The 21,826-nt window shown below is 74.3% G+C and carries 20 protein-coding genes; 11 read left to right on the top strand and 9 right to left on the bottom strand.

The features are described 5' to 3' along the window. Positions 1-5 precede the first annotated feature (5 nt). The 3 genes from ATJ88_RS14275 to msrA form a co-directional block, all read right to left on the bottom strand. Entirely contained in the window at positions 6-887 is an 882-nt protein-coding gene (locus ATJ88_RS14275; protein ID WP_098464396.1) for a hypothetical protein, read from the bottom strand. 698 nt (positions 888-1,585) lie between these two features. Next, positions 1,586-3,145 (bottom strand): recombinase family protein, encoded by a 1,560-nt coding sequence (locus ATJ88_RS14270; protein WP_141538695.1) that lies wholly within the window; start codon positions 3,143-3,145, stop codon positions 1,586-1,588. Between the two features lie 15 nt (positions 3,146-3,160). Beyond that, complete coding sequence (msrA, locus tag ATJ88_RS14265) at positions 3,161-3,820, bottom strand: peptide-methionine (S)-S-oxide reductase MsrA (protein WP_098464394.1); 660 nt, start codon at positions 3,818-3,820, stop codon at positions 3,161-3,163. A 145-nt stretch (positions 3,821-3,965) separates the two neighbouring features. On the opposite strand from msrA, the gene ATJ88_RS14260 reads away from it, so the two are divergent. The 4 genes from ATJ88_RS14260 to ATJ88_RS14245 all read left to right on the top strand — a co-directional run bounded on the left by ATJ88_RS14260 (position 3,966) and on the right by ATJ88_RS14245 (position 10,675). Next, positions 3,966-5,312: an SWIM zinc finger family protein gene (locus tag ATJ88_RS14260; RefSeq protein ID WP_245852449.1), complete on the top strand. Its 1,347-nt coding sequence runs from the start codon at positions 3,966-3,968 to the stop codon at positions 5,310-5,312. Then, on the top strand, positions 5,309-8,653 hold the full coding sequence (locus ATJ88_RS14255) for a hypothetical protein (RefSeq protein ID WP_098464393.1): 3,345 nt from the start codon (positions 5,309-5,311) through the stop codon (positions 8,651-8,653). The genes ATJ88_RS14260 and ATJ88_RS14255 overlap by 4 nt, the downstream gene beginning before the upstream one ends. Positions 8,654-8,732: 79 nt before the next feature. Then, positions 8,733-9,074 carry a YciI family protein gene (locus tag ATJ88_RS14250; RefSeq protein ID WP_098464392.1) on the top strand — a complete coding sequence of 114 codons (342 nt, stop codon included), beginning with the start codon at positions 8,733-8,735 and terminating at the stop codon, positions 9,072-9,074. A gap of 35 nt (positions 9,075-9,109) precedes the next feature. After that, positions 9,110-10,675: a class I SAM-dependent methyltransferase gene (locus ATJ88_RS14245; protein ID WP_098464391.1), complete on the top strand. Its 1,566-nt coding sequence runs from the start codon at positions 9,110-9,112 to the stop codon at positions 10,673-10,675. Here ATJ88_RS14245 and ATJ88_RS14240 read toward each other — a convergent pair. Next, complete coding sequence (locus ATJ88_RS14240; protein ID WP_141538694.1) at positions 10,672-11,052, bottom strand: cytochrome d ubiquinol oxidase subunit II; 381 nt, start codon at positions 11,050-11,052, stop codon at positions 10,672-10,674. The two genes, ATJ88_RS14245 and ATJ88_RS14240, sit on opposite strands and share 4 nt — an antisense overlap. Positions 11,053-11,144: 92 nt before the next feature. Further along, positions 11,145-12,737 (bottom strand): Na+/H+ antiporter, encoded by a 1,593-nt coding sequence (locus ATJ88_RS14235; protein WP_098464389.1) that lies wholly within the window; start codon positions 12,735-12,737, stop codon positions 11,145-11,147. Positions 12,738-12,848: 111 nt separating this feature from the next. Here ATJ88_RS14235 and ATJ88_RS14230 point away from each other — a divergent pair, with 111 nt between their 5' ends. The 7 genes from ATJ88_RS14230 (at position 12,849) to ATJ88_RS14200 (ending at position 18,403) form a co-directional block, all read left to right on the top strand. Continuing rightward, the gene (locus ATJ88_RS14230; RefSeq protein WP_098464388.1) at positions 12,849-13,460 is read left to right on the top strand and encodes a YdeI/OmpD-associated family protein; all 612 of its coding nucleotides are present in this window, start codon (positions 12,849-12,851) and stop codon (positions 13,458-13,460) included. 105 nt (positions 13,461-13,565) lie between these two features. Continuing rightward, the gene (locus ATJ88_RS14225; protein WP_245852448.1) at positions 13,566-14,825 is read left to right on the top strand and encodes an AI-2E family transporter; all 1,260 of its coding nucleotides are present in this window, start codon (positions 13,566-13,568) and stop codon (positions 14,823-14,825) included. Positions 14,826-14,901: 76 nt separating this feature from the next. Continuing rightward, positions 14,902-16,095 carry a threonine ammonia-lyase gene (gene ilvA / locus ATJ88_RS14220; protein WP_245852447.1) on the top strand — a complete coding sequence of 398 codons (1,194 nt, stop codon included), beginning with the start codon at positions 14,902-14,904 and terminating at the stop codon, positions 16,093-16,095. 89 nt (positions 16,096-16,184) lie between these two features. After that, complete coding sequence (locus ATJ88_RS18395; RefSeq protein WP_170023640.1) at positions 16,185-16,346, top strand: hypothetical protein; 162 nt, start codon at positions 16,185-16,187, stop codon at positions 16,344-16,346. 10 nt (positions 16,347-16,356) lie between these two features. Next, positions 16,357-16,725, top strand: a complete 369-nt coding sequence (locus ATJ88_RS14210; RefSeq protein ID WP_098464385.1) for a YciI family protein — start codon at positions 16,357-16,359, stop codon at positions 16,723-16,725. Continuing rightward, positions 16,725-17,069, top strand: coding sequence for a YciI family protein (locus ATJ88_RS14205; protein ID WP_098464384.1), 345 nt, complete (start codon positions 16,725-16,727; stop codon positions 17,067-17,069). The genes ATJ88_RS14210 and ATJ88_RS14205 overlap by 1 nt, the downstream gene beginning before the upstream one ends. After that, the gene (locus tag ATJ88_RS14200) at positions 17,066-18,403 is read left to right on the top strand and encodes an RNA polymerase sigma factor (protein ID WP_098464383.1); all 1,338 of its coding nucleotides are present in this window, start codon (positions 17,066-17,068) and stop codon (positions 18,401-18,403) included. Before ATJ88_RS14205 ends, ATJ88_RS14200 begins: the two co-directional genes overlap by 4 nt. A 138-nt stretch (positions 18,404-18,541) precedes the next feature. On the opposite strand, the gene ATJ88_RS14195 is transcribed toward ATJ88_RS14200, so the two are convergent. The 4 genes from ATJ88_RS14195 to greA all read right to left on the bottom strand — a co-directional run bounded on the left by ATJ88_RS14195 (position 18,542) and on the right by greA (position 21,649). After that, positions 18,542-18,946 (bottom strand): ectoine synthase, encoded by a 405-nt coding sequence (locus ATJ88_RS14195; protein ID WP_098464382.1) that lies wholly within the window; start codon positions 18,944-18,946, stop codon positions 18,542-18,544. Between the two features lie 41 nt (positions 18,947-18,987). Beyond that, positions 18,988-20,235: a diaminobutyrate--2-oxoglutarate transaminase gene (gene ectB / locus ATJ88_RS14190; protein ID WP_098465374.1), complete on the bottom strand. Its 1,248-nt coding sequence runs from the start codon at positions 20,233-20,235 to the stop codon at positions 18,988-18,990. A gap of 148 nt (positions 20,236-20,383) precedes the next feature. Next, positions 20,384-20,965 carry a diaminobutyrate acetyltransferase gene (ectA, locus tag ATJ88_RS14185; protein ID WP_098464381.1) on the bottom strand — a complete coding sequence of 194 codons (582 nt, stop codon included), beginning with the start codon at positions 20,963-20,965 and terminating at the stop codon, positions 20,384-20,386. Positions 20,966-21,169: 204 nt separating this feature from the next. Next, complete coding sequence (gene greA / locus ATJ88_RS14180; protein ID WP_098464380.1) at positions 21,170-21,649, bottom strand: transcription elongation factor GreA; 480 nt, start codon at positions 21,647-21,649, stop codon at positions 21,170-21,172. Positions 21,650-21,826 lie beyond the last annotated feature (177 nt).

Below are 21,826 nucleotides of genomic sequence, written 5' to 3'. Positions count from 1 at the left end.
GACCCTCACTTCAAGGCGCGCGCCGGGCGGAAGACGTAAATGCCCTGCACCTTGGTCGGGAGGCCCCACCGCTCGGCGGCGGCCCCGTACAACTCGGGCAGGGCCAGGGCGCCGGGAGAACCGGCCGCCGCATACATGCGGCCGAGGTCGGGGCGGACGATCTTCAACTCGGCATCGTGCAACCCGAGCCACGCGAGGGCGGCCTCGCCCGCGGGGTCGTCGTCGGGCGGGGTCGAGACCGTCAAAGGGCCGTGAAGCATCTCGGCGAGGGTGCCCATCACGCGACGGGAGGCCTGGACGTCGTCCGCGGTGCGACGCAGGGCGTGGGCCTGGTCGGCGGACTCCGCAGGACTCACGGCTCCCGGGCGCCGGGCAGCGGTGCGCTCCGCGTCCTTCAGTCTCTGGGCGAGGGACGCGAGGGTGGGGTCGCCGTCGTAGTCGAAGACGTCGAGGAGGGCGCGGAACTCGTGAAGCGCGCCCCAGGGCGTGAGGTCGACCGCCGCGGCGCAGTCCCGCAGGACTTCGGCCGCGACCTCGCCGAGGTCGTACCGGTCGAGGTGGTCGCCGTTCATGTGGAAGTTGCCCCGGAAGTAGGTCACGCCCCGCGCGGCGAGGTCGGCCGCCAGAGGGCGGCGGGGCAGGAGCCCGGCCCGGTGCGCCCGCGGGTCGGCATGGGACTCCTTCTTCACAATCGCGGGCAGCGCGGCGAGGTCCCCGTCGTGGCAGGCCGCGAGGAGCCCGTCGGCAGGCAGAGGCGTCGTCAGCGGGAAGGTGTCGAAGCCCTGGGCGATCCCGTGGACGACCGCGTCGAGGCGGGTGACCTCGTCGGGAAGGGCGAGGATCGAACGGATGATCGGCAGCGGGACGGGCGGGAGGAAGTCGGGCACGAGGGACTCCAGACGATCGGGCGGGGCCGGGTGCCCCGTTGTGACGCTGAAGGAGTGCGCGGCTCGCGGCCGAGTGTTGCCCCGGTGCCCCCTGGGTTCCTTTAGCGGGTGGCGCGGCGGGCGCCCCGTCCGGGCCGGAGGCCCCAGGGGAGGGCTCTGGGAGTGTCTAAACGGCCTACCGGCCGGACGACGAGGGCGGAGCCCTCTCCGGCGTGAACTGGCAGTGTAGTAAATAGGTGCTGGAAATAGAGGGGGCAAGGGGCAACAGGGCGCACTAGAGTGAAAGAGTCGCCTTAGAACTCAATATAGGAATGCAGTCAAGAACGACACTCAGGGTTGCAGAGGTGAAAGCGGGAAGCGCCCGGCGCGAGGGCCTCGGCGTGGTATGCCCCAAGAAATCACAGACAATCGCGTAGAGCGACGAAGGGCGGACGGCCAGGGAGTTGGCCGTCCGGCCTTGGACAGGGCCTCACGCAGGGGCAGGAGGCGCCGGGCGCGGGCTGGGATACCTGAATGCCTGGAGGGGGTTTTCTGGAGGGCGATGTACGGAAGGGCTGCACTCTCTAGGTCTGTAGTAGAGCAGAGCGGCTCTAGAACACAGACCTAGAGAGTGCAGCCCTTCGGTACATCGGCGCCCACGGACGGGGCCTCCTCGGCGCTACGCGGCGCCCGAGGGCGGGCGGGCAGAGAGAGGTTGCTCAGTCGACCTGCATCTGGAGGTCGGCGTCCATGCTCTCGGCGGTGTCCCATTCGATCGTGACGCGGTCAGGGTCGAACTTGTTCGAGCGCCGGAGCGGGGGCCGCACCGTGACGGTGCTGATCGCCGCTCCCAGGATGCGGCGGCGCTCCTCGACGTCCTTGACCCGGTCGAGAACCTCGGCGAAGGTCTCTCCCGTCTCGTGGAGGGTGACCTCGGCGTGATCGGGCTTCGACCGCGCCTCACGGCGTGCTGCCTTCAGGCGCCGGAGTCGCGCGTTGAGTTGCTCCTCCTGCTCTAGGTCATCGACCTGACCAAGTGCTGTGAGGGTATCCGTGATTGCCGCCTCGACCTCAGCGCGTTGGGACGGTTCTTCACGGGCGGTCACCTCGGCGAACGTCACCGGGAGTTCACCCGCCACCCGAATAACTTCGGCGACGACATGCTCCTCCAGCGCAGGGCGGCTGATCGACACCCGCGTCGGGCACCGCTTGCCAGCATCGGAGCACCGGTAGGTCGTATAGCCCCCGCTGGACGACGCGCGGTGCAGGAGACTCCCGCACCCGTCGCACCGGGCGAGCCCGTAGAGCAACGCGGGCTCGGCGTTGCCGTGCGTCCTCGCGCCGGGACGCTTGGCGGAGTCCATCGTCGCAAGCATCGCCCGGCGCTCGGCCGGGGTCATGATCGCGATGGACTCGTCCACGACCGGCAGGCCGTTGGAGCCGCGAAGGACGTCCTGGACGACGTAGTCCTTCGAGTTCTTCGTCATCTTCGGCTTCCGACCGGGGGAGTAGGGCGTCAGCCCCGCCAGTGCGGGCGCCCGAAGAAAGGCGTCCACGGATGCTTCGTGCCAGAAGTCAGCGGCGACGGGCTTCTCCGAGAGGTTGCCCTCGGCGTCCCGGACTCGGCGAGGGCGCGGACGGACGCCGGAGGCCTCCAGCCACCGGGCGATCGAGTAGGGCGAGGCGCCCTCGGCGGCGCGGGCCGCCGCCTGACGGACGAAGTCGATCGTTGCGGGGTCTTGCGCGAGGATCACGCCGGGGCCGTCGGGATTCTCGATGTTCATGTAGCCGAACGGGGGGCGTCCACCGACTCGGCGCCCAGAGTTGAGGAGCGTCCGCCGAGCCGCCGTGACGCGCGCCGCGATAGCCGCGGCCTCCATCTCGCCGAAGATCGCGAGCATCTGTGTGAACCCGCGACCTTCGGGCGAGGTCATATCGATCGGCTGGTCGACTGCCACGAGGGCGGCGCCCCGCTTCTGGAGTTCTTCGTCAGCGTGGAGGAAATCGAGAACCCTCCGCGCGAGCCGGTCGATCTTCCAGACGATGACTGCCTGGTAGTCCTCGGGCGAGTGAAGCACCTCTTGCCAGCCGCGCCGGTCCTCGGGCTTGTTCCGGGTGGCGCTGACGCCGTCGTCCTTCGCCTCCAGGACGACGGTCCAGCCGCGCGCTTTCGCGTAGTTCCGGGCGGACTCGATCTGCCGCTCGATGCTGACAGACTCCTCAGTAGCCCTGGACAGACGCGCGTAGATTGCGACTCGGTCGATCTTCGCGCCTGCCATGAGCACCCTCTCTGTCTACCCGGGGAACGGAACCCCCGTCGTGCTGTGGCAACGATAGCCGTTTACGTGCTTTTGCAGGTACTGTTGGTGGTAGTCCTCCGCATAGAAGAACGGCCCGGCCTCGACGGCGGGCGCCGTCTCGGTCGTGATCGGGTCGTAGCCCCGCGCGGCCAGCACCTCGCCGTAGCGGGCGGCGGTCGCCTTCACGGCCTCCTCCTGCTCCGGCGTCGTCCAGTACACCGCCGAGCGGTACTGGGTGCCGACGTCGTTGCCCTGCCGGAAGCCCTGGGTCGGGTCGTGCCGCTCCCAGAAGATCCGCAGCAGCTCCTCCTCGGACACCACCGACGGGTCGTACGCCACCAGCGCCGTCTCGGTGTGGCCCGTGCGCGCCGAGCACACCTCCTCGTAGGTGGGGTTCGGCGTCGTGCCGCCCATGTAGCCGACGGCGGTGCTCACCACGCCCGGGACCTGCCAGTAGATCTCCTCGGCGCCCCAGAAACAGCCCATCGCGAGGTACAGCACCCGGGTGCCGGGCGCCCACGGGCCCGTCAACGACGAGCCCAGCACGGTGTGCGGGCGCGGCGCGGGCAGCACCGGGGACTGGCGGCCGGGCAGGGCCTCCTCGGGGGCGACCATCGTCTGCTTGCCGCTGCCGAACAGGTTCTCGAAGATCATCGCTTTCCTCCTCAGGACGGGTGCTCGTGGCACCCGTGATCGGCAACGCCCGGCCAGGTGCACCTGTTCCCTCGCCCCGACGGGGCAGCAGGGCGGGCGAGCTCGACGACGGGCGCTGTCGGACGGTCCCCCTAGTGTCCCGGGCGTGACCAGCCGAGCGTTCAGCACAGCGTCCCACCAGCGGCCCGGCGCACTGGCGCTGGGGCTCGCCCCGGCGCTCACGCCCGACGGCGTCGACGACGACCCCACGTTCTTCCGCGGCTTCCTCGCCCACCCCCAGGTGGTGGCACGCGGCCTCGTGGCGCTCGCGGACGTCACCGCGACACGCTACGTCCGGTTCGCGCCGTCGTCGCTGCGCGACCCGGTGCTCACCGCGCACGGCGACCGGCTCCGCGCGGAGTGCTTCTCGGCCTGCAACGGCGTCTACGCGCGCCTGGACGTGCTGCCCGACGGCGTCGACGCCGGCGCGGTCGGGCACGGCACCACGAACGTCGACATCGCCGCGACGACGCGGGCGGCCCTGGCGCGGGTCGGTCGGGACCGGCTGCTGCACGTCGCGGTCGGTCGGGACGGCCTGACGGTGTCCGCCCCGGACCGGACCGTCGTCGAGCGTCCGGTCGAGATGCCCACCCGGTGGGTGCGGGCGCTGGGGAACGTCGCCGAGCTCCACCACGGGCTCGCCCCGGTGCTGACGGTCGGGGCCGCGGGGGCGCGGGCGTTCGTCGCGGGCCTGCCCGCTGCCACCGCGACCGACCGCACCGTGTGGATCGCCGCCGCGCGGGGCTCGGTGCAGGTCTCGCCCCGGAGGGTGCCCGGCGGCGTGCCCGTCGCGGGACTGCACCGGCTCAGCGCCGCCAAGCGGCTCCTCCCGCACGTCCGGGGCCTCACCGTGCACGGCGGTCCGGAGGCCGGGCCGGTGGTGGTGGAGCTCGCGCTGCCCGGCGCGCGGCTCGTCCTGGGCCTGACGGAGTCCGCGTGGCGTGGCCACTCCGGCGAGGGCGCGCTGCTGCCTGCGCTCGCGGGCCCGACCGTCGCCGAGGACGGCGACCTCGTCAGCGCGCTGCTCGCCTTCGAGCCCGTGATCGACGTGCCGCGTCTGGCCTCCGACGGCGGGCTCGACGAGTCCCGCGTCCGGGCGGCGCTCGCCGTGCTCGCGGCTGACGGGCGCGTCGGCTGGGACGTGCACGACGGCACCTGGTTCCACCGGGAGCTCCCGCACGACCCCGCCGCCGTCGACCGCGACAACCCGCGCCTCGTCGCCGCCCGGCGTCTCGTCGCCGACGGCGCCGTGCGTGCCACCGCGGACGGGTGGACCGTGCGCAGCCGCACCGGCGGCCCCGACCATCGCGTCGGGCGCGGCGGCACGTGCACGTGCCCCTGGTACCTGCGGCACCCGACCGGCCGCGGCCCGTGCGCCCACGTCCTCGCCACCGGTCTCGACGCCTCGTCCGACCGCACCCCCCGCACCGACGTCCAGGAGACCACCGCATGACCAGCGCGCGCCTGCTCGCCGCGATCGACGTGTTCACCGATCTCGGCTGGCGCGGCGCCTCGGCCGCCGACGCGGAGAGCCTGCCGCTCGGCACCCCCGAGCAGCAGCGCGTCGCGCGCGACGGGCTCGCGCCGGCGGACTGGCAGCGATGGGGGCGGGACGACCCGCCGGGAGGACTGACCTGGAAGGACGAGTCGCTGCTCGCGCTCTTCGCGGTGCGCGTCGGGGTGGACGCCCGCCGGGCCGTGCGGGTCCTGTCCAGCCGTGACGACGACGTCGTCGCCCGCCTCGTCGCCGGGCGGGGGAGGGCGTTCGCCGCCCGGTTCGTCGCCGAGGCCGCGCGCCGTCCCGACCGGTGGGCGGAGCACGCGACCTCGATGCACGCCGGTGCCGTCGTGCGCGTGGTGGACGCCCTCGACCTCGACGTCCCGGTGGACGTCGAATACCTCAAGGACTGGGCGGTCTTCGCGCGGGGCGCACTGCGCGGGTACGACCTCCCGGAATGGGGAGACCTCCAGCCGCACGATCGGGGCTGGTGCGAGCCCGACGTCGTGCTGCGGCGGCTGCCCGAGCACCTGCGCGCGGGTGTCGCGGCGGGCGTCCCGGCGACCGGTCCTTTCGGCACGGTGTTCGCGGCGGCGGTGGAGCGGGACCTGGTCGAGCGCACCGAAGCCCTCGACCTGGCGCTCGCCGCGCTCGACGCCGCGCAACGCCCTGGCGACCGCAAGGTGTGGGCGCGGCTGCTGACCGGCCCGCTCGCCGTCACCGACGACGAGCTCGTGGCCCGCACCGACGTCCTGGTCGCGATCCTCACGCACGGAGACGGCCCGGTGGTCGAGGCGTTCGGGCCGCGCCTGGTGCGGACGTTGCCCGACGACCTGCTGGCGGACGTCCTGCTCGTCACGCTGCCGGTCCGGACGAAGAAGGTGCTGCGGCTGCTGCTCACGGCGGCGGCCGGGCGTCCTCGCCCGCCCGCGGAGGCGGCCGACGTCGTCGCGCCCCTCGTGGTGCCCCACGCCGCCGGCCCGGACCGCGTGCTCGCCCGGGCGGCGTCGGCGCTCGTCGCGGCGTGGGACCTCACCGTCGCGGGGGACGACGACGCGGGCGAGGACGGTGCGCCCGCCCGCTGGCTCCCCACCCCGCCCGTGTGGGAGCCGCCGCGCTTCGACACGGGCGAGGCCACCCCGGAGGCGCTCACCGCCGCGGCCGCCGTGCTCACCGGCTACCCCGAGGGTGTGGTGGACGTCGAGGTCGAACGGTTCCTCGCCCTGGCGAACGCCGTCGCCGGAGCGGACCGCGAGGCCGCCCGCTCCGCGCTCGGCGGGGTCCGGGACACCTGGGTGGCCGGCCTGCGGTGCGTGCCGTCCTGGGTGCGCGGCACGCCGTCGCCGCTCGCGGACACGCGGACGGTCCTGCCCGCGGACGTCGACGCGCTCCGGGGCTGGGGGGTCACCGTGTGGGAGCCGCTGGAGGCGCGCGAGGCGCAGGTCGTGGCCCGGCTCGGCGAGGTGCCGGTGCTGCTGTCCACGCCGTCGTGGGTGGACCTGCGGATCGACCCGGCCGACCTCGTGACCCGCCTGGGGCGGTACGCCGACGCGGGGGTGGCCGTCAGTGAGGCCGACCTCCAGCTCGCGGCCACCCGCGTCGACCCGGCGCTCGCGGACGCCGACGTCCTCGCCGTGCTCGGCGATCTCGCGGTGCCCGTCGTGGGCCAGGACGGCAAGCCGCTCCCGGTGGCGGCGGGGCCTCTCCTGCGGGACGTGCTGCGCGACCCGTTCCGCGAGCCCGGGCTCGTGCGCGGCATCCCCTGGGCCGGCTGGCACCCCCTCCCGGCCACGCCGCTCCCGGCGCTCGCCGCGCTGCCGGCCCGCACCGGACGCCCGGACCGGTACGACCGCCACGAGGCGGCCGCCTTCCCCACCTGGGGGGACGCCACGGGGGAGTGGTGGGGCAGTGACGACCCCCGGGCCGAGATCGCGCTGCGCCAGCAGGCCCGCCGCTCGGCACCGCTGACCCCGGGCCTCGCGGTCAACCTGGTCGCCGCGCAGCGCGACCTGCACCCCGCGGCCGCGGTGGACGGCGCGACCGCTGTGGCCGAGGCGTGGGAGCGGGGGCTGCTGCGGCCCGGCGTCGCGGACGTCGGGCTCCTCGCGTGGCAGGAGACGCCCACCGGGCTGGCGGCCTTCGCCGCGGTGTGCCGCGACCTCGCCGCGGACGGCCTCCTCTCCGTCGTCTGGCCGCTGCTCGACGACCTGCTCGTCACCTCGCAGCGCGGAACCAGGCTGCTCGCCGGCACCGCCGCCGTCGCCGAGACGATGCAGGCGCTCGCCCCGGCGGTGCGTGCCGCCGTCGTGGCCGGGGACGCGGGGACCGGCGCGCTCGACCTGCCGGGTGCGCGGGCGCTCGCGGCCCGGTCGGGGACGTCGCGGGCGGTGGTCGCCGCGCGCGCGGTCGCCGCGGACCTCCCGGCGCCGGCCTCCCCCGGGGCGCCCGCCGCGCCGGAGCCCGAGCCGTCGCGGCCGTTCGAGGAGGTCTGGCCCGCCGGCGCCGGGACCCTGCCCGCGGTCGTGGACGGCGCGGGGGTCGTGGCGAGCTGGGTCGACCCTGACGTGCCGGGTCGGATGCTCGCCGTCGACCTCGACCTGCCTGATGATCCCGGCGGTCCGTACCGGGTGGTGAAGGCCTGGTTCCACGACCTCGAGCACGAGGGCCAGTGCGCCGCGACGTCGCCCGCCGCGGACGCGTCACGCCCGCTGGACGCGTGGCTGCGCTGGGACGCGTCCGAGGGACGGCTCGCCGTCTCGGCGCACCGGGACTGGCGCACCGGCGAGGACCGGCCTCTCAGCAAGGGTCCGGTGCCACCGCTCACCACGTCGATGGTGGCCGTGGTGCTCGCCACGCTCGCCCACGACGCGGCGTCCACCTACCACCAGCGGGGGATCCTGCGCGAGCGCGTGGGGTCGGCGGCCGTGACCGTGGCGGTGCGGGCGCTGCTCGCCTCGCCGGACGTCAGCCCGGCCCGCTTGGTCAAGGCGGTCGACGACGACGAGGACCTGCTGCCGGTGCTGTGGCCGCTGCTCGTGGAGCCGGTGCGCCACGCCGCGGACGCCGTGAGCCCGCCACGCTGGCTCAACCGGGTCCTCGACGTCGCGCTGAAGTACGCCCCGGTGCTGCGCGAGGCCGCCCGGCGGGGCCTGGTCCCGGCGGAGCAGGCCACCTGGCCCGGGCTCGCCGACCTGGCGGCACGACCGGGTGGTGCGGCGGCCTCGCGCAAGGCCCGAGCCCTGGCCGCGGAGGTCGCGGGCGCCCCGTCGGAGGGGGTGCCGGGCGTGCGGCGATGAGTCCTGGTGCCGGGAGCCGTCCTACCGGGGGGACGGAGCGGCGTCCGCCCGGCCGCCGCGAGCACGAGGAGGACCGGCGATGACGAAGTACCTGATCTCGTTCGACGACGGTGCGATGGACGCGATCCCGCAGGAGGACTTCGCGGCCGTGGGTGCGGCGGCCCACGCGGTGACGGCGGAGGCGAAGGCCGCGGGGGTGTGGGTGTTCGGCGGCGGGCTGGAGCGGCAGCAGGCGACGGTCGTGGGCACGGACGGCACGGTGACGCCGGGCCCGTTCCCGGAGACGAAGGCCGTGGTCGGCGGGTTCTGCGTCGTCGACGTCGCCACGCGCGACGAGGCGCTGGAGTGGGCGGCGAGGACCGCCGCGGCGTGCCGGTGCGCGCAGGAGGTCCGCGAGATCATGGACGACGCGGAGTCCTGACGGCGCAGGGCGCGCGGGATGGCATCCTTGCGCGCATGCCCACGCGCGTCCGACATGTCCTGTTCCCCGGCCGGCACCACCTGGTGACGCGCTTCCAGACGGAGTACCTGCACCGGCTGCTCGCCGGGGACCTGACCGACGCCGACGGCGTGCCGGTCGAGTGCGCCGAGGGCGCGGACGTCGTGTGGGCGGTGACGTCCGCGACGCACAGCGGCACCCGTCGCAACCCGGTGCCGGCGCACCGCCGCGAGGCGATGATCGAGCGTGTCGCGGCCCTGGAGGGGCTGCCGTCGCTGGTCGCGCCGGTGGCGGACGTGCCGCCGAGCCCACGCTTCGCCCGCACGGTGCTGGCGAGCGTCGAGCTGTCGACGGGGGTCGCGGCGACCCCCGGGGACACGGTGGTCGCCTGCTCGACCCCCGCCGTCGTCGCGATGTACGCCGACCTGGGGTTCCGTGTGGTGCCGGTGGAGGACCGCGCCGACGACGGGGCGGGCGAGCCGCTGCGCCCGTGGGACGTGCTGGAGCTGCTGGCCGCCGGTGACGACCGGTGGCGCGACCTCGCGCACCCGGAGGCCGTGGCCTACTACGACCGTTATCGCCTGGCGGCGCAGGTCGAGCTGGTCCACGCCGACCCGACGGTCTCCACGGAGGGGGACCTCACGACGACGCGCGACTACCGCACGTACACCGCGGCGTTCGACGACGCGTCGGACCGCAAGTGGGACCTGGTGGCGCCGTTCGTCGTGCCGGGCCGGGTGGTGGACCTGGGCTGCGCGGCGGGCGGGCTGCTGGAGCGGGCGGCCCGCGACCCGCGGCTGGCGGAGTCGGACCTGTACGGGGTGGACGTGTCGCGGCACCTGGTCGCGGAGGCGGAGCACCGTCGGGCGCAGGGCGTGTTCGCGAACCCGAACGTGTTCTTCGCGCAGCGCAACCTGCTGCGCTCGGCGGTGTTCCCGCCGGCGTCGGTCAGCACGACGTTCACGGTCGCCCTCACGCACGAGATCTCCAGCTACGGGGCGGGCCGGGCGGACCTGGAGCTGCTGGCGCGGCGGATCTTCGAGCACACGGCTCCGGGCGGCGTGTGGGTGTGCTCGGACGTCCTGGGTCCCGAGGGCGGGGACCGGCTCGTGCACGTCGCCCTCGACGGCGCGGGGGCGGGCGCCACGGCGACCGACCTGGACGGCCTGCCGACGGCGGACGTCGCCGCGCACGTGGCGGCGCTGTCCCCGGCGGAGCGGCTGGTGCAGTTCGCGCACGACTTCCCGGCGCTGTCCGGCGGCGCGTGCGACGTGACGTGGGTGGCGGACGGCGTCGCCGAGCTGACGCTGCGCGCCGCGGCGGAGTTCCTCTACACGCGCGACTACACCGACTCCTGGCTGTCGGAGTGCCACGAGCGGTTCTGCGACATGACCTGGCCCGACTGGGTCGAGCTGCTGGAGGGTGCGGGGTTCAGCGTCGACCCGGTGAGCGGGCCGTGGCGCAACGAGTGGCTGGTGGAGAACCGGCTGTCCGTGGGGGCCGCGCTGCGCGACGCCGCCACGGGGGAGCCGGTGGCGTGGCCGGACACGCACGTGACGTTCGTGGCGCGGCGCCCGCTCTAGCCAACGGCACCGGACCGCGGCCGGTCGTCGTCGGGCGACGGATCGCCTCCGTTCCGGTCCGGCTCGCTGAGGAGCGGCTCTCGGGAGCGGGCGTCGTGGTCCGCCGCGACGTCCCGCACCGGAGACCCGTAGATCACCGCGCTGCCCGGGCGGTTGAGGACGACACCCTGGACCTCGTTCAAGCCCTGCGCGGCGGGTCGGACGGCGGACGAGACGGAGTGCCCGGACAGCCGGCGTCGCACGACGCCGCAGACGACGAGGACCGGCAGCGCGAGGGACAGGATCCAGCCGGCGATGCCGTTGCCGGTGGCGATCGAGTAGACCAGGAGCGCCATGAGGGCGGCGACGGACGCGACGACGCCGATACGTCTCAGCATCACGCGCACCTCCCACTACGGTCGGTCCTCCCGATCGTAGAGGTCATCGACGGCACGCGCGTCGGCACCCGCCCTGGGGAGGATCGATCAGCTCAGTCGAGGTCGCGGACGGCGCGGGCCTCGACGTCGGCGAGGACCTCATCGGCGACGTGCGGGGTGACCTCGCCGTCGTTGCGCGCCCGGACGACGACGTCCCGCTCGACCTCGACGGCGTCGCGCAGCAGCGCGTCGACGAGCTCGCCGAACCGTCCCTCGACGTCGTCGCCGGCGCGGCGCGCCTCGGACAGCGCGAGCTGCGCGGTGAGGTAGCCCTCGTACTGGAGGGCGACGGCCTCCCGGACGGGGGCGGGGACGTCGTCACGGGCGCGCACCGCCTCGAGCGCGGCGCGGGTGGCCTGCTCACGCAGCGTCGCCACCTCGGCGGCCTCGTCGGTGGTGCTGCCGACGCCGAGCCACCGCACGGCCGGCGCGAGGGTGAGGCCCTGGAGCACGAGCGTCGCCAGGACGACCACCAGCCCGACGAACACGACCGCGGAACGATCGGGGAAGTCCGCCCCGGACTCGACGACGTGCGGCAGGGCGAGCGCGGACGCGACGGACACGACGCCCCGCATCCCGGCCCAGGACACGACGAGGGTCTCGCGGCGGGTGAACGCCCCGACGCCGGCGACCTCCTCCGGCACGCCGTGGGCGCGGGCCCGCCGGGCGAACCCGTGGCCGAGCAGCCACAGGGAGGGGAACATCCACGCGAACCGGACCACGACCAGCGCCGCGACGACGGTGAGCGCGAGGGGCAGCGCCTGGGGAGCGACGGGGTTGTCGTCCAGCACGCTGGTCAGCTCGAACCCGATGAGGACGAACACGACGCCGGTGATGAGGTAGTCGGCGTACTCCCACACGGACCGGCCGAGCAGCCACCCGCCGGACGTCACCGACGTGTGGGAGACGGCGCGCAGCATCAGGCCGAGCGTGAGGACGGCGAGGACGCCGGAGCCGTGCAGCTCCTCCGCGCCCAGGTAGGCGGCGAACGGCAGCGCGATCGTCACCGTGGTCTCGGCGGCCGGCACGTGCAGGCGGCCGAGCACGCGGTGGCCGAGCCAGCCCCCGGCCAGCCCGACCCCGACGCCCACCACGACGGCGAGCAGCAGGTCGAGCCCGACCTCGCCGGCCGTCACGGAGCCCGCCACGACCGCGGCGACGGCCACGTGGTAGAGCACGAGGGCGGTGGCGTCGTTGAACATGCCCTCGCCCTCCAGCACCGTGACCACGCGGCCCGGGAGGCGCAGGCGACGGGCGACGGCGGTGGCGGCGACCGGGTCCGGCGGGGACACGATGGCGCCCAGCACCCACGCGACCGCCCAGGGCGCGCCCGCGGCGTGCGCGATGACCGCCACGACCGCCGCCGACGCGATCGTCAGGCCGACGGCGGTGAGCAGGATGGGTCGGGCCTGCTCGCGGAACTCCCGGACGGTGGCCCGCTGGGTCGCGGCGAACAGCAGCGGCGGCAGCACCAGCGGCAGGATGAGGTCCGGCTCGAGGCGCAGCGTGGGCGTGCCGGGGATCAGGGGGAGCACGATCCCGAACAGGGTCAGCAGCACCGGCAGCGGCACCCGCACCCGGTCCGCGAGCGGCGTGAGGACGACGATCCCCGCGAGGACGAGACCCCACAGCGCGATCGTCGACATGCGTCCTCCCCGGTCCCGCACCCGCTGGTCGGCGCCAGTCTGCCCCCCGGCGCCGGACCGTGCACACGCTGGACCGCGGCAGGTGTCGGGGGCCGCGCCTAGGGTCGGACCATGACGAAGCCGTCGCAGGACCCGCTGGTCGTGCCCGACGCCGCGGCGTGGCGCGCGTGGCTCGACGAGCACGAGGACTCCACGCCCGACGGGGTGTGGTTGGTGCTCGCGCGCAAGGGCCGCCCCGACGCCCCGACCACGCTGACCCGGGCCGAGGCGCTCGACGAGGCGCTGTGCAGCGGCTGGATCGACGCGCAGGCCCTCGGCCGGGACGCCGACACCTCCCTGCAGCGCTACTGCCCGCGCCGGGCCCGCAGCATCTGGTCGGTGCGCAACCAGGAGATCGTGGCGCGGTTGACGCAGGAGGGTCGGATGCGGCCGCGCGGTCAGGCGGAGATCGACCGGGCCCGCGCCGACGGCCGGTGGGACGCCGCGTACGCCGGGCCCGCGACCATCGAGGTCCCCGACGAGCTCGCGGCGGCGCTCGCGGCCAGCCCGCGTGCCACGGAGGCGTGGGGGAACCTGACGTCGCAGAACCGGTTCGCCGTCCTGCACCGCATCGTGACCCTCAAGCGGCCGGAGTCGCGGACGCGGAACGTGGAGAAGTTCGTCGCGATGCTGGAGCGCGGCGAGACGGCCTACCCGCAGAAGCGACCGCTGTTCGGGTCGTGACCGTGCCCTGCCGGTGACCCACCCGCCCAGGACACGCACAGGACCTGCACGGACGGCTCCGGGCGTCGCCGCGCGGCGCGGGGGAGCGGAACCTAGGGTGAACCGGTGAGCACTCCCGGGATCCCGCGGCTCAGCGGCGCCGACACCGTCCCTCTCAGCGTGCGCAGCGCGGCCGCGTGGTCATGGCGTCTGCTGCTCGTCGCCGCGGGCATCGGCGCGATCGTCTGGGTGCTCGGCCAGCTCAAGACCATCGCGGTGCCCGTCGCGATCGCGCTGCTCCTGACGATCCTGCTCGCGCCGATGCGGCGTGCGCTCGAACAGGTGGGGGTGCCCCGGGGGTTCGCGACGGCCCTGTCGATCCTCGGCCTCATCGCGTTCGTGACCGGCCTGATCGTGCTCGCCGGGCAGTCGATCGTCAACGGCTTCCAGGACCTCTGGGACCAGGCGGTCGCCGGCTTCCAGGAGTTCCTCGACTGGTTGTCGAACGGGCCGTTCGGCCTCGACACGGCGAGCCTCGGCGACCTCACCCAGCAGGCGCAGGACATGGTCGCGGGGCAGAGCGGCTCCCTCATCTCCGGCGCGCTCGGTGCCGCGACGACCGTCGGGCACGTCCTGGTGGGCGTCATCATCACGATCTTCTGCACGATCTTCTTCCTGCAGGACGGCCGCACCATCTGGACCTGGATCGTCAACCTGCTGCCGTTCGCCGCGCGGGAGAAGGTCCACCAGGCGGGCCGTCGCGGCATCGTCACGCTGTCGTCCTACGTCCGCACGCAGATCCTCGTGGCCCTGGTGGACGCGATCGGCATCGGCGTCGGCGCGGCGTTCTTCGTGCCGTCGCTCGCGATCTCCATCGGCATCCTCGTGTTCGTGGGCTCGTTCATCCCGATCCTCGGCGCCATCTTCACCGGCGCCATCGCGTGCGCGGTGGTGCTGGTGTCCCAGGGCTGGGTGTCGGCGCTCATCATGCTCGGCATCGTGCTGCTCGTGCAGCAGGCGGAGAGCCACATCCTGCAGCCGTTCCTCATGGGCCACGCCGTGTCCCTCCACCCGGTCGCGGTCGTGCTCGTGGTCGCCGCCGGCAGCCTCGTCGCGGGGATCGTCGGCGCGCTGTTCGCGGTGCCGCTGGCCGCCGTGCTCAACACCGTCATCCAGTACCTGCACGGGCACGACAAGTTCCCCGAGCTCGGCACCGACGACCACGTCCCCCTCCTGAGACGTCCGACCCGTGACGAGCTGCCCGGCACCCTGCTGTGGGCCAACCGCCCGGGCGCGACCCCCGACGCGGGCGACGGCACCGGCGCGGCCCCGCAGGACGGTGCGGGCGACGGCACCGGCCCCGGCGGGCCGACCGCGCCGCGCTGACCGGCCCCGGCGTCACCGGACCCCGGTGCCGCCACCCATACTGGGGGGCGTGAACGCAGCGAATCCTCTCGATCGGGTGACCCTCGACGACGTGCGCGCCGCTGCCGAGCTGCTCGACGGCACGGTGACCCGCACCCCGGTGCACCGTTTCCGGGCGCTCGCGCAGCTGGCGGGAGCCGACGTCGTCCTCAAGTGCGAGAACCTCCAGCGGGCGGGGTCGTTCAAGATCCGTGGTGCGTACACGCGCCTGTCCCGGCTCTCGCCGGCCGAGCAGCGGCTCGGCGTGGTCGCGGCGTCCGCGGGCAACCACGCGCAGGGCGTGGCCCTCGCCGCCCAGCAGCTCGGCATCCCCGCCACCGTGTACATGCCGCAGGGCGCGTCCGTGCCCAAGCTGGCCGCCACGCGCGGCTACGGCGCGGAGGTCCGCCAGGTCGGCACGTCCGTCGACGACGCGGTCGTCGCGGCCCGCGCCGAGGCGGCCCGCACGGGCAAGGTGCTCGTCCACCCGTTCGACCACCCGGACGTCGTCGCGGGCCAGGGCACGGTCGCCCTGGAGATCCTCGAGCAGGTGCCCGACGTCGGGACGGTCGTCGTCCCGCTCGGCGGCGGCGGGCTCGTCGCCGGCATCGCGACGGTGCTCGCCGAGGCGGCGCCGCACGTCAAGGTGGTGGGGGTGCAGGCCGCGTCGGCGGCCGCCTACCCGGCCTCGCTCGCCGCGGGGCACCCCGTACCGGGCACGCTCGGCGGCACGATGGCGGACGGCATCGCCGTCGGCACCCCGGGCGACGTGCCGTTCGAGGTGCTGCACCGGCTCGGCATCGAGGTCCGCACCGTCACCGAGGACCAGATGTCCCGCGCCCTGCTGTTCGTCGCGGAGCGCGCCAAGCTGGTCGTCGAGCCCTCGGCGGCCGTGGCCGTGGCGGCCGTGATGAACGCTCCGGGAGACTTCCCCGGCACGATCGTGCCCGTGCTGACCGGCGGGAACATCGACCCGTTGCTCCTGCAGCGCGTGGTGCAGCACGGCCTCGTCGCGGCCGGCCGCTACCTCCAGATGTCGGTGCGGCTCGACGACGAGCCCGGCGCCCTCGCCCGTCTGCTGGAGACCGTCGCGTCCGCCGAGGGGAACATCGTGCGCGTCGACCACCGCCGCACCGACACGGCGCTGGAGGTGTCCGAGGTGCTGGTGACCCTCCAGCTCGAGACGAAGGGCCCCGAGCACTGCGCGGCCGTCGTCGAGCGGCTGCGACGGGACGGCTACGACGTCTCCTGAACCTCCTTCCCGGCGGGGTGTCGATCGGGGGCGCCGCCGTTCGTCGTGGTGACGACACGGCCGCCCGGGCCGTGCGGAAGGAGACGACCATGCGATTCCTGACCACGATCCTGTGCCGGGGCCCCGAGGTGGAGCGGCACCGGCGTGCCGTCGCCGAGCGGAGGTACGGTGTCGGCGACGGCGTCGACGCCGCCGACGTCGTGCTGTTCGGACCCCTCGTGCACGCCCGACCGGGCGTCGGGACCCGTTGAGGAGGACGCGATGCGCTACCTGATGCTGGTGCTCTCCACCCCCCAGGACCCGGACCTCACCCCCCAGGACGAGGCCGGCGCCCCGCCCATCGAGGGGTGGGTCGACCGCTACTACGGTGACGGCACCGCCTCGGCGGGGGACCGGCTCCGCCCGCCCGAGGACGCCGTGGGCGTCCGGGTGCGGGGCGGGAAGGTGCTCGTCACCGACGGCCCCTTCGCGGAGTCGAAGGAGGCGATCGGCGGCTTCGACGTCATCGAGGCCCCGGACCTCGACACCGCGATCACCGTCGCGTCGGAGCACCCCATGGCGCACGCGGGCGCGATCGAGCTGCGCCCCGTGTGGCCGCTGGACCTCGACGGCCAGGGCGGTGAGGGGTGATGCGGTACCTGTTCCTCGTCCACGAGCCCGACGTGCCCGACCGCGGCCCGACCCCCGACATCGAGGACTGGGTGCGCCGGCACGACGCCGACGGCTCCCGCGTGCTGGGCGAGCGGCTGCGGCCCGCGGCGGACGTCCGCCGCGTGCAGGTCACCGACGGCCGGCCGGTGGTCACCGACGGGCCGTTCGCGGAGTCCAAGGAGGTGATCGGCGGGTTCGACGTCGTCGAGGCCCCGGACCTCGCCACCGCCCTCGCGATCGCGGCGGAGCACCCGGGGGCGTGGGGCGGCTCGACGGTCGAGGTGCACCCGTTCTGGCCCACGGACGGTGCCGGACCCGCGTGACGGGCACGGTCGGCGCCGCGGTCGAGGACGCGTTCCGCTCCGAGTGGGGACGCGTCCTCGCCGCGGTCGCGCGCTCCACGGGCGACCTCGACCTGGCGGAGGAGTCGACGCAGGAGGCGTTCGCCTCCGCCGTGCGGACCTGGGCCCGCGACGGTGTGCCCGACCGGCCGGGAGCCTGGCTCACGACGACGGCGCGCCGGCACGCGATCGACGTGCTGCGCCGCCGCCGCACCGAGCGGGAGCGGACCGGTGAGGCCGCCCGTCTGGAGGAGCGGGTGCGCCCGGGTGCGCGGGCCGACGGGCCGTCCGCCGACCCGGTGCCGACCGCGGTGGCGGACGGCCTGGACGACGGGGCCTGGGAGCTCGACGACCCGGACGGCGACCTGCTGCGGCTCGTCTACACGTGCTGCCACCCGGCGATCCCGCTGGACGGCCGGGTCGCGCTCACGCTGCGGTCGCTGACCGGCATGACGACGGCCCAGGTCGCGCGTGCCTTCCTCGTGCCGGAGGCGACGATGGCGCAGCGGCTCGTCCGCGCGAAGAAGCGCATCCGCGACACCGGCATCGTCTTCCGGGTACCGCCGTCCACCCTGCTGGCCGAGCGCACGGCGGGCGTCCTGACGGTCCTGTACGTGCTGTTCACCGAGGGCTACGACGCCTGGGCCGAGCCCGCCGACGCCGTCGAGGGGGCCGCCGAGCGGCGTGCGCTGGCCGGTGACGCGGTGCGGCTCGCCCGGCTCGTCGTGCGGCTGCTCCCCGACGAGCCGGAGGCCCGTGGGCTGCTCGCGCTGGCGCTGCTCCAGCACGCCCGGCGGGACGCGCGCACCGGGCCGGACGGCGCCGCCCTCGTCCTGGCGGAGCAGGACCGGTCCCGGTGGCGCGACGACGAGACGGCCGAAGGTCTGGCGGTGCTGGACGCCGCCCTCGCCGCGGGCCGCCCCGGTCCGTACCAGGTGCAGGCGGCGGTGGCGGCGCTGCACGCCCGGGCCGCCGACGTCGGGTCCACCGACTGGGTGGAGGTCCTCGCCCTCTACGACGTGCTGGCCGCCATGACCGGCTCACCGGTGGTGGGCCTGAACCGGGCGGTCGCCCTGGCCGAGGTGCACGGTGCCGAGGCGGCGCTGGCGGCGCTGGACGACCTCGCCGGCGCCCCCGCGCTGGCGGGCTACCACCTGCTGCCCGCCGTCCGGGCGGAGCTCCTCACCCGCCTGGGCCGTCCCGCCGAGGCCGCGGACGCCCTGCGGGTCGCGCTGGCGCTCGTCGACCGCGAGGGCGACCGGCGGCTGCTGGAGCGGCGGCTGGCGACCCTCACCGGCGCCGTCGACGACCGCTGAGCGGACCCGGCCACCCGCCTCCGCCACCTGACCCCGGCCGCCCGGACGCGAACGTGCGTGCTGGGTCGGTACCGCAAACCTCGGTTTGCGGTACCGACCCAGCACGCACGTCGCCGGAGGGGGTCAGGCGCGGGACCGTCAGACGGTGGCGGTCTCCGGCTCCGTGATCAGCGGGTAGACGCCGTTCTCGTCGTGGACCTCGCGGCCCGTGACCGGCGGGTTGAACACGCACACGCACGTGATGTCCGTCGTGGGGCGGACCTTGTGCTTGTCGTGGTCGTTCAGCAGGTACAGGGTGCCGGGTCGCAGGGGGTGCACCTCGCCGGTGGCGAGGTCCTCGATCTCGCCCTCGCCGGACGTGATGAAGACGGCCTCGATGTGGTTGGCGTACCAGAAGAAGCTCTCGGTGCCGGCGTACAGCGTGGTCTCGTGGACGGAGAACCCGACGCCCTCCTGGGCGAGCACGATGCGCTTGGAGCGCCAGTTCTCGCTCTTGACGTCGGCGTCGGTGTCGGTGATCTCGTCGAGGGTGCGGACGAGCATGGTTCCTCCTCGGGTCTGCGGGTCGGGGGACGGGTGGCGGCTCAGCCGAGGACGGCGGCGAACGACTCGTCGAGGATCGTCAGGCCGCGGCGCAGCTCGTCCTCGGTGATCGTCAGCGGCGGCAGCAGCTTGACGACCTCGCCGTCGGGGCCCGACGTCTCGACCAGGAGGCCGCGGCGGAACGCCTCGTCCGTGACCCGGCCGGCGGTCTCGCCGTCGGGGAGCTGGAGGCCGCGGGCCAGGCCGCGGCCCTTGGCGACGAGCCCGAGGTCCGGGTAGCGGGAGACCACGGTGTTGAAGTGGCTCTCCACGAGCATGCCCTTGGCGCGCACGGAGCGCTCCAGGGCGTCGTCGGACCAGTACGTGCGGATCGCCTCGGACGCCGTGGCGAACGCGGGCGCGAAGCCGCGGAACGTGCCGTTGTGCTCGCCGGGCTCCCACACGTCGAGCTCGGGGCGCACCAGGGTGATCGCCATCGGCAGGCCGTAGCCGGAGATGGACTTCGACAGGCAGATGATGTCCGGCACGATCCCGGCCTCCTCGAAGGAGAAGAACCCGCCGGTGCGGCCGCAGCCCATCTGGATGTCGTCCAGGATGAGCAGGATGTCGTGGGCCTTGCACAGGTCCGCGAGGCCGCGCAGCCACTCGGCGCGGGCGGCGTTGATGCCGCCCTCGCCCTGGACGGTCTCGACGATGACGGCGGCGGGCTTGTTGAGGCCGCTGCCGGAGTCCTCCAGCATCCGCTGGAAGTACTGGAAGTCGGAGACGTCGCCGTTGAAGTAGTCGTCGTACGGCATCGGGGTGGCGTGGACCAGCGGGATGCCGGCGCCGCCGCGCTTCATCGAGTTGCCCGTGACGGAGAGCGCGCCGAGCGTCATGCCGTGGAACGCGTTGGTGAAGTTCACGACGGACTCGCGCCCGGTGATCTTGCGGGCCAGCTTGAGGGCCGCCTCGACGGCGTTGGCGCCGCCCGGGCCGGGGAAGACGACCTTGTGGTCGAGGCCGCGCGGCTGGAGGATGTGCGCGCGGAACGTCTCGAGGAACTCGCGGCGGGCGCTGGTCAGCATGTCCAGCGAGTGGACCATGCGGTCGTCGGCGAGGTAGTCCAGCAGGACCTTCTTCAGCACGGGGTTGTTGTGCCCGTAGTTGAGCGAGCCCGCGCCCGCGAAGAAGTCGAGGTACTCGGTGCCGTCCTCGGCGAAGACGGTCGACCCGACGGCGCGGTCGAACACCACGGGCCAGGCCCGCGAGTAGCTGCGGACCTCGGACTCCAGGGCGGTGAAGCCCATCGGGTCGGCGGTGGTGTCGGGCGTCGGGGTGGTCAAGGTTGTCACGAATGACACTCCTTCGATGGTGCGCGCCGGTGCGGTGAAGGGTCGGGGCTGCGTCGTCACCTGCGCGCCGTACCGGCGCAGCCCAAGTCTGTGCGGTGCGTCGTCAGCGACGGAAGCCGTCGACGACGAGCAGCGGCTCGGCCTCGTGACCGTCGGGGAAGTGCTCGGCCTCGTACCCGGCGGTCTCCGTGAGGGTGGCGCCGCGGGCGTCGGCCCAGCGGCGGAACACGGCACGGGAGGCGGTGTTGTCGTTGGTCACGGTCGTGGCGAACGACGTGACGGAGGGGTGGTCGTCGATCACGGCGTCGAGGAGGCGGCCGGCGAGGCGGTGCCCGCGGGCGCGCTCGTCGACGGCGACCTGCCAGCAGAACCAGCGGGTCGGGTCGTCGGGCGTGAGGTAGCCGGAGACGAACCCGACGACCTCGCCGTCGAGGACGGCGACGCGGCTGGTTGCCGCGAAGTGGTCGGCGAGCAGCAGGTAGGCGTAGGACGAGTTGAGGTCGAGCGTCCCGGAGTCGCGGGCGACCCGCCACATCGCGGCGCCGTCGGTGACGGCGGGGCGGCGGATCGTCGGGCGAGCTGGTCCGTCCTGACCGAGGGCGCCCCGCGCGGGGGCGGCCTGCTCGGCGTCGTGCTCGGTCTCGGCGGAGGTGTGGTCAACGGGGGCTGGGTCGAAGATCGTCATACCGTCAACGACCATAGACACAGTCGGGGTGGATTCTCACCCTGAACTTGACCGGATCGAGAGAATGGGCGGCCGCTGGTCCGGACTTATCGTTGGGATCGTGCGGCAGAGGGCGGGATCGCACCTCTTCGGCGTGTCGCGCTCCGGCGTGTCGCCTCGTGGGGGCGTCCGTGGGCACCGTGCGGTGCCCACGGACGCGCCGGATCAGCCGAGGAACGGCGTGGCGGACGTGATCTCCACCGGGATCTCGCGCCCGTTCGGCGCGGTGTAGGCGGCCTTGTCGCCGACCTTCTTGCCGTCGATCGCGGCACCCAGCGGCGACGTCGGCGAGTACACGTCGAGGTCGGTGGTGCCCGCGATCTCGCGGGAGCCCAGCAGGAACGTCATCTCGTCGCCCGCGACCAGCGCGGTGACGACCATGCCGGCCTCCACCATGCCGTCGTCGGCGGGCGTGCCGACCTGGACGGTCCGCAGCTTCTCGGTCAGCTCGCGGATGCGGGCCTCGTTCTTCGCCTGCTCCTCGCGGGCGGCGTGGTAGCCGCCGTTCTCCTTGAGGTCGCCCTCGTCGCGGGCGGCGGCGATGCGCTCGGCGATCTCGGTGCGGGCGGGGCCGGACAGGTGCTCCAGCTCAGCCTTCAACCGGTCGTGAGCCTCCTGGGTGAGCCAGGTGACGTTGTCGGCCACGGCTCTCCTTTCGTGGTGCTCGATCGTGCCCGGTCCGGGCCGCGCGGATTCCTGCCGACGGCGTCGGCACGCGCATCGGCTCGTGCGGGGCTTGCGTGTGAATCCCTCAGGATAACGGATCGACGCGGGTCCCCCGCCCGCCGGACCGCCGGGGGAGTCCGCCGGCGCTCGCGCGGC

Source organism: Isoptericola jiangsuensis (assembly GCF_002563715.1).
Taxonomy (GTDB): Bacteria; Actinomycetota; Actinomycetes; order Actinomycetales; family Cellulomonadaceae; genus Isoptericola; species Isoptericola jiangsuensis.
Note: the sequence above shows the minus strand (reverse complement) of the source record. Positions and strands in the feature narration are given on the sequence as shown.

Coding starts and splice junctions, on each gene's coding strand:
- ATJ88_RS14270 (WP_141538695.1), bottom strand. CDS start 3,145: ATGGCAGGCGCGAAGATCGACCGAGTCGCAATCTACGCGCGTCTGTCC.
- msrA (WP_098464394.1), bottom strand. CDS start 3,820: ATGATCTTCGAGAACCTGTTCGGCAGCGGCAAGCAGACGATGGTCGCC.
- ATJ88_RS14255 (WP_098464393.1), top strand. CDS start 5,309: ATGACCAGCGCGCGCCTGCTCGCCGCGATCGACGTGTTCACCGATCTC.
- ATJ88_RS14250 (WP_098464392.1), top strand. CDS start 8,733: ATGACGAAGTACCTGATCTCGTTCGACGACGGTGCGATGGACGCGATC.
- ATJ88_RS14245 (WP_098464391.1), top strand. CDS start 9,110: ATGCCCACGCGCGTCCGACATGTCCTGTTCCCCGGCCGGCACCACCTG.
- ATJ88_RS14240 (WP_141538694.1), bottom strand. CDS start 11,052: ATGCTGAGACGTATCGGCGTCGTCGCGTCCGTCGCCGCCCTCATGGCG.
- ATJ88_RS14235 (WP_098464389.1), bottom strand. CDS start 12,737: ATGTCGACGATCGCGCTGTGGGGTCTCGTCCTCGCGGGGATCGTCGTC.
- ATJ88_RS14230 (WP_098464388.1), top strand. CDS start 12,849: ATGACGAAGCCGTCGCAGGACCCGCTGGTCGTGCCCGACGCCGCGGCG.
- ATJ88_RS18395 (WP_170023640.1), top strand. CDS start 16,185: ATGCGATTCCTGACCACGATCCTGTGCCGGGGCCCCGAGGTGGAGCGG.
- ATJ88_RS14210 (WP_098464385.1), top strand. CDS start 16,357: ATGCGCTACCTGATGCTGGTGCTCTCCACCCCCCAGGACCCGGACCTC.
- ATJ88_RS14205 (WP_098464384.1), top strand. CDS start 16,725: ATGCGGTACCTGTTCCTCGTCCACGAGCCCGACGTGCCCGACCGCGGC.
- ATJ88_RS14195 (WP_098464382.1), bottom strand. CDS start 18,946: ATGCTCGTCCGCACCCTCGACGAGATCACCGACACCGACGCCGACGTC.
- ectB (WP_098465374.1), bottom strand. CDS start 20,235: ATGGGCTTCACCGCCCTGGAGTCCGAGGTCCGCAGCTACTCGCGGGCC.
- ectA (WP_098464381.1), bottom strand. CDS start 20,965: ATGACGATCTTCGACCCAGCCCCCGTTGACCACACCTCCGCCGAGACC.